Below are 2,632 nucleotides of genomic sequence, written 5' to 3' on the forward strand. Positions count from 1 at the left end.
CTCCTACCGCACCCGCCAACGCCGCGAGCTCCTCGCCAAGGACCGACCCAACCACAACTGATCAACCAGGCGCGGGGGTCAAATTTCCGAGACCCCCACGGGGTCAATTTTCAGGAAGCCTTGACACGGTTTCTCGTGGGCGGTTGTCATGTATCCACCCTGCGTTCGATCGAGGTATCGCACAAGCGATGCTTCGGCACAGAAGCCATCAACATTTCGCATAGATCGTAGTAGCCTGGGGTGATGGCGGAGATGACGTTGGTCGGCCTGCGAGTCATTCTGGAGGTGGCCCGGACGGGTTCCTTCAGTGCCGCAGCCGAGCGGCTCGGGTACACCCAGTCGGCTGTGTCGCGGCAAGTGGCGATCACCGAGAAGGTCGCCGGGACAACGCTGTTCGAGCGTCATGCTCGCGGTGTTCGTTCGACCGCCGCCGGGGAGGTGCTGGTCCGTCATGCCGGCCTTCTGCTGGAAGGTGTTGCTGCCGCCGGCCAGGAGTTGGCCGGCCTGCGTGATCGCCTCGCCGGCAGGCTTGTCGTGGGTGGCTTCCCCACGGCGACCGCGGTTCTGCTGCCCCGGGCGGTCGCAAGGTTGCTGGCGGCGCATCCGGCCTTGCAGATCCAGCTTTTGGAGGGCTCGACGCCCACCCAGCTGAAAGCCTTGCGCCAGGGACGGCTGGAGGTAGCCATCCTGGCCACGGGCGAGGGCCTGCCGACGTACGATCTCGACGGTCTACAGCTCACTGAGCTGGACAGTGGACGAGGCGCAGGGGTTGCCGTGGCCGAGTCGCATCCGTTCGCCGCCCGCCAGTCGGTCGAGCCTGATGACCTCATCGACCAGACCTGGGTGATCGGCGACCAAGCCGGCGGCTCACCTGAGTTCGGCGCCTGGCCGGGCGCCGGGGAACCGGAGATCGCCTTCGCCGTTCGCGACTGGCCGACCCGGCTCGGCCTGGTGGCTGCCGGCCTCGGTATCGCGCTGGTTCCTGGTGTCGCAGCCGAGTCAGTGCCACGAGGGGTTCGGTGGATACCGGTCCGCGACCAGCGCTGCGGACTTCGCCGTACCGCGTGGGCGGTGACGGACGCGAGTCCCAGCCTGGCGGCAAGAGCCATGGTCCGTGCACTGGAGGCGGAAGTGAGCGAGGCCGGCGTCAGGTCTCGGTGAGTTTGCTCAGCGAAAACGCACCCGATGCCGACCCCGTACCTGCCGAAATGCCATCCGGGCTGGCCAGGCGGCATACTTGTACTCGTGGAGTACACCGCCGAGGCGGTCACGTCGGTGGATGTTCAGGTGGGTGAGCCCGTGACCCGCGACCGGCCCCTGCCGGCCGGGATGATGATCTCCCGCCAGGGCCACCACCACATCGACCTGGCCCGCGCGCCTGGCTCCTGCACGGCAACCGCGAGCGGGCCCTCGAAGAGCTCAACACCGCCCGCCACCTCGCCCCCCAGCTGACCCACTACTCACCCCAGGCCCGCGAAACCCTCGTCGTCCTGCCCGAAATCGACCGGCGCACCACCGACTCCCTCACCGGCTTCGCCCGCTGGGCCGGCGTGCGACTCTGACATCGCCGACGAGCTCGCACGCAGCCCACAGGCCTCCAAACTGGTTGCAGGTCAATCGCTTACCTCCTCCGGTGGGAGTGCGCGGTAGAGAGTGGATCGGCCGATCTTGAGGAACTCGGCGATCTCGGTGATGGACTCGCCACGGGCCTGCCGCGCCAACGCGACAGCCAGGGTGTCGGCGTCCACCTTGGTCGGCCGACCGCCGTGCCTTCCTTGAGCTGCTGCTGCGGCCAGGCCATCGACGGTGCGTTCGTGGATCAAGTCGCGTTCCATCTCGGCGGCCATCGACGCGACCATGAAAAGCATCTTGTCCGCGATGCTCTGCCCGCGAGGACGGTGCAGCCCGGCGCAAATGCCGGTGAGGATCTCCAGGTTGATGTCCCGGGCGTGCAGCTGATCCTCCAGGAGCACCAGGAGCTCCTTCATCGACAGGGTGGCGCGCAGTATCGGGCGATCACTACGGGTGCTGGCCGTCTCCACGATCACCTCGCGGCAATCAGCCGCGCCCAGCGCGTCGAGCTGCAACTGATGATCCTGACTCTTCCCACTGACCCGGGCATACCCGATCCGGGTCCTCGGGAGGGGCGTAGCGAACTGCCTTCCTGGCGTCTTCGGCAGCCAAGACCCGGCCCTCACCCCCTCGGGCTCGTAGATCATCCCGCGTTTGGACCTGGTGACACGTTCCTTACCAGCACCCCCACCCGCCAGAACTGACCACGGCCGGCCTCGGCGCGGGGCACGGCTGTCCGGTCTCAGCGAACCTGCATCGTGATCACGGCATCCGACCCGGGCAGCGCAGATTCACTGCGGGCACGGTTCCGGGCCATCTCCCCCTGACGCCCGATAACCCTCACTTCCCGGGCGCCAGGATCGGGACACGACGGGCGTCCCGTATCGTCGTTCCGTTCCGTGGTATAACGATGCTCGTTAACGTTTCATCGCCTGCGAAGATACGAAAATGACGATACGAGACGGAATCGGTACGAGACGGAATGAGGAACGTGATGAGCCGGGTGCCCCGCCCCCCTCGGCAACGCGAGGAGCCCTCCGAGCCGGACGAGCCGTTTCGC

Annotated in this window: 3 protein-coding genes; 2 read left to right on the forward strand and 1 reads right to left on the reverse strand. The window is 66.9% G+C overall.

Features of this window, described 5'->3' with window-relative positions; translation table 11 throughout:
- Positions 1–243 precede the first annotated feature (243 nt).
- Positions 244–1,161, forward strand: coding sequence for a LysR family transcriptional regulator (locus NBZ83_RS31470; RefSeq protein ID WP_261566634.1), 918 nt, complete (start codon positions 244–246; stop codon positions 1,159–1,161).
- Between the two features lie 24 nt (positions 1,162–1,185).
- On the forward strand, positions 1,186–1,452 hold the full coding sequence (locus NBZ83_RS31475) for a hypothetical protein (protein ID WP_261566633.1): 267 nt from the start codon (positions 1,186–1,188) through the stop codon (positions 1,450–1,452).
- A gap of 161 nt (positions 1,453–1,613) precedes the next feature.
- Here the strand turns inward: NBZ83_RS31475 and NBZ83_RS31480 are convergent, their stop codons facing one another.
- Positions 1,614–2,087 carry a helix-turn-helix domain-containing protein gene (locus tag NBZ83_RS31480; protein ID WP_261566632.1) on the reverse strand — a complete coding sequence of 158 codons (474 nt, stop codon included), beginning with the start codon at positions 2,085–2,087 and terminating at the stop codon, positions 1,614–1,616.
- Between the last annotated feature and the right edge of the window lie 545 nt (positions 2,088–2,632).

Source organism: Frankia gtarii (assembly GCF_025403375.1).
GTDB lineage: Bacteria > Actinomycetota > Actinomycetes > Frankiales > Frankiaceae > Frankia > Frankia gtarii.

Bases quoted from the DNA above. Each gene is read 5' to 3' on its own strand.
- NBZ83_RS31470 (WP_261566634.1), top strand. From the start codon at position 244: ATGGCGGAGATGACGTTGGTCGGCCTGCGAGTCATTCTGGAGGTGGCC.
- NBZ83_RS31475 (WP_261566633.1), top strand. From the start codon at position 1,186: ATGCCGACCCCGTACCTGCCGAAATGCCATCCGGGCTGGCCAGGCGGC.